At 69.9% G+C, this 5,846-nt stretch carries 2 protein-coding genes, 1 tRNA gene and 1 pseudogene; 2 read left to right on the forward strand and 2 right to left on the reverse strand.

Features of this window, described 5'->3' with window-relative positions; genetic code table 11:
- Both AACZ35_RS11675 and AACZ35_RS11680 read right to left on the reverse strand, forming a co-directional pair.
- Positions 1 to 194: pseudogene (locus AACZ35_RS11675) on the reverse strand (serine/threonine-protein phosphatase); the annotation flags it as partial.
- A gap of 86 nt (positions 195 to 280) precedes the next feature.
- Positions 281 to 3,427 (reverse strand): autotransporter domain-containing protein, encoded by a 3,147-nt coding sequence (locus AACZ35_RS11680; protein ID WP_339829455.1) that lies wholly within the window; start codon positions 3,425 to 3,427, stop codon positions 281 to 283.
- Positions 3,428 to 3,619: 192 nt separating this feature from the next.
- On the opposite strand from AACZ35_RS11680, the gene AACZ35_RS11685 reads away from it, so the two are divergent.
- Together AACZ35_RS11685 and AACZ35_RS11690 are read left to right on the forward strand one after the other, a co-directional pair.
- Positions 3,620 to 5,623, forward strand: a complete 2,004-nt coding sequence (locus AACZ35_RS11685) for a caspase family protein (RefSeq protein WP_339829458.1) — start codon at positions 3,620 to 3,622, stop codon at positions 5,621 to 5,623.
- 68 nt (positions 5,624 to 5,691) lie between these two features.
- Positions 5,692 to 5,782: transfer RNA gene (locus tag AACZ35_RS11690), tRNA-Ser, on the forward strand.
- Positions 5,783 to 5,846: the final 64 nt, after the last annotated feature.

The raw sequence follows: 5,846 nt of genomic DNA on the forward strand, positions 1-5,846 counted from the left end.
TCCACCAGCGACCGCCCGGCGCGCACCTCGCGCACCACGGCGTCGCGGGCCAGCGCGCTGGCGACCTCGCCGAACTCGTGCCCGCCCATGCCGTCGGCCACCAACCACAGGCCCAGCTCGGCGTCGCCGTAGTAGGTGTCTTCGTTGAGCTCGCGACGCAGGCCGACGTGGCTCAGGTGGCCGAATTCAATCATGCGCGCTGCCCGTGTCTGGCTGGCGAGGGGGTCGGTTCCATCCGCGACATCATGCGTTCGCCCTGCGCCGGGCTGCAAGCGGCCACTCAGAATTCCATCCGGAAGCCGAGCGCGAGGTTGTACTGCGAGTTGCGGTCCTTGCCCATCAGGCGTTCGTAGTAGAAGTAGCCCGAACGCCCCTTGGTCAGCACCATCGACATGCCCAGGCCGATGCGGAAGTAGTCGGTGTCGAGCTCGTCCCCGCGCAGCAGCATCACCGAGCCGGTGGGGTCGTTGAGGAAGCGGGCCTCCAGCGCCTGTGGGTCGTCGCGGAACTCGTGCTCCCATTCCAGCTGCAGGTGCGGCATCAGCACGCCCCAGTTGGTGCTGTGGGTGTAGGTGAGCTTGCCGCCGAGCACGCTGGCCAGTGATTCGAGCTCGCGCTGTTCGATGCGCAGGCCCAGGCCCGAGCCGGGGCCGGGCTGCAGGCTTTCTTCGATCACCTCGAAGTCGATGCGCGTGAACAGCAGGCGGCCGTAGGGGCCCAGGCCCCAGGCGCCGCGGTTGAAGTCGCGGCCGAAGGTGAACGCCATCGACAGCAGGTCGCCTTCGGACGAAGACACGGCGCGCTGGTCGATTTCCTGGGTGCCGCCGCCGGGCAGGGGCAGGGTGTAGCGGATGGTGCGCAGCATGTCGTAGTCGTTGCGGCCCCAGGTCAGCACGCCGTCCACGTACCAGCTGTCGGGCTGGTAGAAGGTGGTGTAGCCGGACACGCTCCAGCCCGAGGTTTCGACTTCGCCGCGGCCGCCGGGCAGGGTGGTGTCCTGCCGGGTCAGGCCCAGCGCGCCGCCCAGGATCAGGCGGTCGCTGAAGCGGTAATCGACGCCGGCGCTGATGCCTTCGATGTCGGTGTCGTAGGCCGGGTCGACCTGGCCGGGATCGACTTCGCCGCGGCCCAGCGTACCGGAGGCGAAAAAGCCCCAGCGGCTGAAGTCGGCGCCGACTTCCATCGGCACCGGGTCTTCGTCGCCCAGGGCCTGGGTGAGCAGGCCCAGCGAGAACAGGCCCTGCGGCGTGGTCAGCGCCAGGCCGCCGAAGTCGGTGCCCTGGGTGCCGCTGCGCAACGCCGCGATGCGCGCGCGCAGGTTCTGGAACTGCGAGTGCGCCGCGGCGAAGGCCGCATTGGCCTGGGCCAGGGCGACGTCGGCCATCAGCTGGTCGAGCGCCAGCACGGTGGCCGCCGGATCCAGCGCCGCGGCGCGGGCCAGGTCCTGGCAGCGCTGGTAGAGGTCTTCCTGGTCCGGCGTGCGCGAAGGCAGGCCGGCCAGCGCCGGGCAGAAGTTGTCCACGGCCGCCGCCACCTGTGCCTGGGTCGGGTCCAGCCCGGCCAGGCTGGCCAGCGCGCCGCGCAGCCGGAAGACCGCCGGCGCGGTGGCCAGGGGCGAGGTTGCGGTCACCTCGGCTTCGCCGCTGGTTTCCAGGGTGAGCCGGGTGCTGGTTTCGCCGCTGCCGTCGGTGGTGGTGCTGCTGGCTTCCAGGGTGCCGTTGTCGGTGGTCCAGTTGACCGTGGCACCAGCGACCGGGTTGCCGGCGCCGTCGAGCAGGCGCACCACCAGGGGCGCGGAGGGTTGGCCGGCCTGCAGGCTCTGGCCGTCGCCGGAAACCGGCTGCAGCGAACCCGGCGCGGCCACCGTCAGGCTGAAGCTGACGCTGGCGGTGGCGGCATCCTGGCGGGTGGCGGTGACCGTCACCGGGCCGGTGCCGGCGCCCGCGGTCACCGTGGCGCTGGCCTGGCCGGAGGCATCGGTCGGGCCGCCCGGGACGAGCACGGCGTCGCCGGCCACGGCCCAGGTGATGCCCACGCCGGCAGCGGGCGTTCCGCTGTTGTCGGCAAGCACCACCAGCGGCAGTTCGAACGCGTTGCCGGGCGCGGCCTGCTGGCCGTCACCGCCGGCGATGGCCAGGCCGGGCGCCGCGGCGATGGCGGCATCGAAGGAAACGGACAGCTCATCGCCGCTGGCCGGCACGCCGTCGGGGTCGAAAGTGGCGGTGATCGCGGCCGGATAGTTGCCGGCTGCCGATGGGGTGAAGCTGGCCGTCGCGATGCCGCTGCCGTCGGTGACCGACGTGGCGCTGGCGGGGCTGAAGGGCGCGCCGGCGGTCCACTGGATCGACTCGGCCGGCACCGGCGCGCCGGCCAGGTCCAGCTGCACGCTGAAGACCTGCGGCACGCCAGCGGTGCCGGGCGCGGGGTTGGCGCTGGCGGTCGCCAGGTTCAGTGGCGGCGGCGCCGCCGAGACGGTGATGTTGAAGGTGCGCGTGTTCACCGCGCACACCGCGCAGGCGACGCTGGCCTGCACCGTGTAGACACCCGGCACTGTCGCGCTGAAGACCGCGTCGCTTTCGCCGCCCAGCAGGTTGGCGCCGTTGAGCGTGGCGTCACCGCCCGCCGGCTGGCTGGCGAGCACCCAGCTGATGGGCGTGCCGGTGGGGCCGTTGAAACTGGCGCTGCCGTAGGAAACGGTGAGCGTCTGGGAAATGCCTGCGAAGGCCGTCGTCGCCAGCGGCGTCACCGGGTCCAGCGACACGGGTTCGACCAGCACGTTGAAGTCCACCGGCGGCACGGCGGCGCAGCCCGGGAGAACGAAGGCTGTGGGGCAGACGATGTTGGCGCGCACCACGTAGTTGCCGGCGATGGGGATGCTTTCGGTCAGCGTCGAAACGCCCGAGGCATTGGCCGGTCGCGGACCGTAGGCGCTGGCATTGGTGATGTTGGTGAAGTTGCTGGCCAGCGTCGCCGGCGCGCCGTTGAGGAACAGGCTGGTGGCGACGCTGAAGTCGCGGATCTGGTTGGTGACAACGCTTGAAAGCGTGGCGTTGTCGTAAACGAACTCGTTGCTGGTGCGGAAGGTGTAAACGATGGAGTTGTTGCAGCCGCCGGTCGGGCAGGACACGGTGACCGTGCCCGTCTGGCCGGGGTTGGGGCCCAGGGTCAGGGTGATGTCGGTGGGTGTCACCGGCGCCACGTCGAAGTTGCCGGCCGGGGCCACGGTGGCGCCGCCGGTGTTGTCGGGCGGATTGATTGTGGCGACCACGTTCACCAGCGCCGCGCAGCCGCCCTGGGCCTGGAAGCCGAACAGCAGCGGCGTGCCCGCCGGTCCGGTCTGGTCGGTGGCGGTCAGCGGCACGATGCTGCAGGGGAGCGCCTGCGCCTGCGACTGGCCAGGGGCCAGCGCGCACAACAGCGCCAGCAAGGCGAGTGTGGAACACGAAAGGAATCGCTGAAACCGCGAGCCGGCCGTTCGTCGGCGACCCGCGACCTTGCCCCGACTGTCCATCGCTTTTCCCCTGCGATGCCGCTATAACGGCGGCACGAGTATAGCGGCTGACGCGCCGCTGCAAGCGGTCTCGGCGCGGGTCGCATTGCTTCCTTGGGAGCCATGCCAATGAACCTGCCCGATGTGTGTCCGGTCCTTTCCCGCTTCTCCGTTTTTGCGTTCGGTTTCGCCCTCGTGCTGCTCGCGGGCTGGCCGGCTGCGCCAGCCCAGGCGGCGGTGCGCAATGCCGAAGACCTGATGATCGTGGACTGTCTGTTGCCCGGGCAGATTCGCAAGCTCGGCCGCCAGGCGACCTACCTCAGCGCGCGGCGCCCGGTGCGCACGACCCAGGCCGACTGCGAAATCCGCGGCGGCGAATACGTCGCCTACGACCGCGCCAACTACCAGACGGCGCTGAAGGTCTGGCTCGAGGGCGCCATGGCGGGCAGCCCGGAAGCGCAGAACAACGTCGGCGAGATCTACGCCAAGGGCCTGGGCACCGCGCCCGACTACGGCATGGCCTTCCAGTGGTTCAAGAAGGCCGCCGAACAGGGCTACGGCCGCGCCAAGATCAACCTGGGTTTCCTGTACGAACAGGGCCTGGGCGTGGCCCAGGACCAGGCCGCCGCGCTCAACCTCTACCGCGAAGCCTCCGGCATCGAAGACGAACTGCTGTACGCGTCGGTGGTGCAGGTCGAGATCCGCGCCAAGGACGAGCGCATTTCCGGCCTGCAGCAGCAGGTGGAAGAGGGCGAAGCCGAATCGGCCGCGCTGCGTGAACAGGTGCGCAAGCTCGAACAGGAGCTCGTGCAACGACGAAGCGCCCTGCAGCAGACCCGCCAGGAACTGGCGCGCACCGAACAGCGCCTGGCCGACGCCCGCGCCAGCCGCGACGACCAGCTGACCCAGCTGCTGGAAAACCAGCTGCTGACCCAGCAGGAACAGATCAACGACCAGCGCACCCAGCTGGCCGCGCTTGAACGCCAGGCCGGCAGCGGTGGCGCGATGCTGGCCAGCGCGCCGCGCCTGGAAATCCTCGATCCGGTGTTCGTGGCCACCCGCGGCCGCAATACCGCCGTTTACCGCGGCGGCCCCGGCACGCGCAAGATCGTCGGCCGCGTCACCGCCCCGCAGCTGGTGCGCGAGATCACCATCAACGGCAAGCCGGCGCCGATCGGCGCCAACGGGGCCTTCAGCGCCGAAGTCGAGGTGCCGGCCGGCGGTGCCCAGGTGCAGGTGGCGGCGGTGGACACCGGCGGTGCCCGCGCCCAGCTCGACTTCACACTGCTGCCCCAGGCGGGCGGCGGCAGCGCGCCGATGACGGCCGCGCCGGCGACGGCGGGCACGGTGCCGCGCGGCGTCAAGCTTGGCCGTTACCATGCGGTGGTCGTGGGCAACAACAGCTACCGCGACGCGGGTTACCCGACCCTGCAAAGCGCGGTGAACGACGCCAACGCCGTCGCCAACATGCTGCGCAGCCGCTACGGTTATGAAACCACCGTCGTGCACAACGCGACCCGCCTGGAACTGCTGACCGCGCTCAACGAAATGCGCGAGAAGCTCAAGCCCGAAGACAACCTGCTTATCTACTACGCCGGCCACGGCGAGATCGATGCCCAGGGCCAGGGTTACTGGGTGCCCACCGACGGCGTGCAGGGCAATCCAAAGTCCTGGATCTCCAACGCCGTGGTCAGCGACATCCTCAACACCGTCGCCGCCAAACACGTGCTGGTGGTCGCCGACTCCTGCTATTCGGGCACGATGACGCGCGCCTCGGTGCCGACCTTCGCCACCGGCACGATGCCGCCCGACAAGTGGAACGCCTGGGTCAAGGCCATGGCCGAGGGCCGCAGCCGCACCGCGCTCACCTCGGGCGGGGTAATGCCGGTGCCCGACACCGGCAGCGGCAAGCACAGCTACTTCGCACGCGCCTTCCTGAACGTGCTGCAGGACAACGACCGCCTGCTCGAAGGCCAGCGCCTGTTCCAGGAAGTGGCCACCTCGCTGGCCCTGGGCGCCATGGACGCGCCGCTGGCGCAGATGCCCGAATACGCGCCGATCCGCTACGCCGGCCACGAAAGCGGCGAGTTCTTCTTCATGCCCAAGGGGGGTAGTGCGGCAACGGGTCCCTGAGGCTGGCGGGCCGGCCCCGGCCCCCCTATAATGGCGGGCCCGGCGCCAGCAACCGCAGCGCCGGGTCCGGAGAGGTGGCAGAGCGGTTGAATGTACCTGACTCGAAATCAGGCAGGCGTTTATAGCGCCTCGAGGGTTCGAATCCCTCCCTCTCCGCCAGATTTCTTTAAAATTCATACACTTGTTGCTATCGCAGCGCCAACTTCAACCTGTGCGGCTGCGT

The sequence above is a fragment of the uncultured Arenimonas sp. genome (genome assembly GCF_963976025.1).
Classification (GTDB): domain Bacteria; phylum Pseudomonadota; class Gammaproteobacteria; order Xanthomonadales; family Xanthomonadaceae; genus Arenimonas.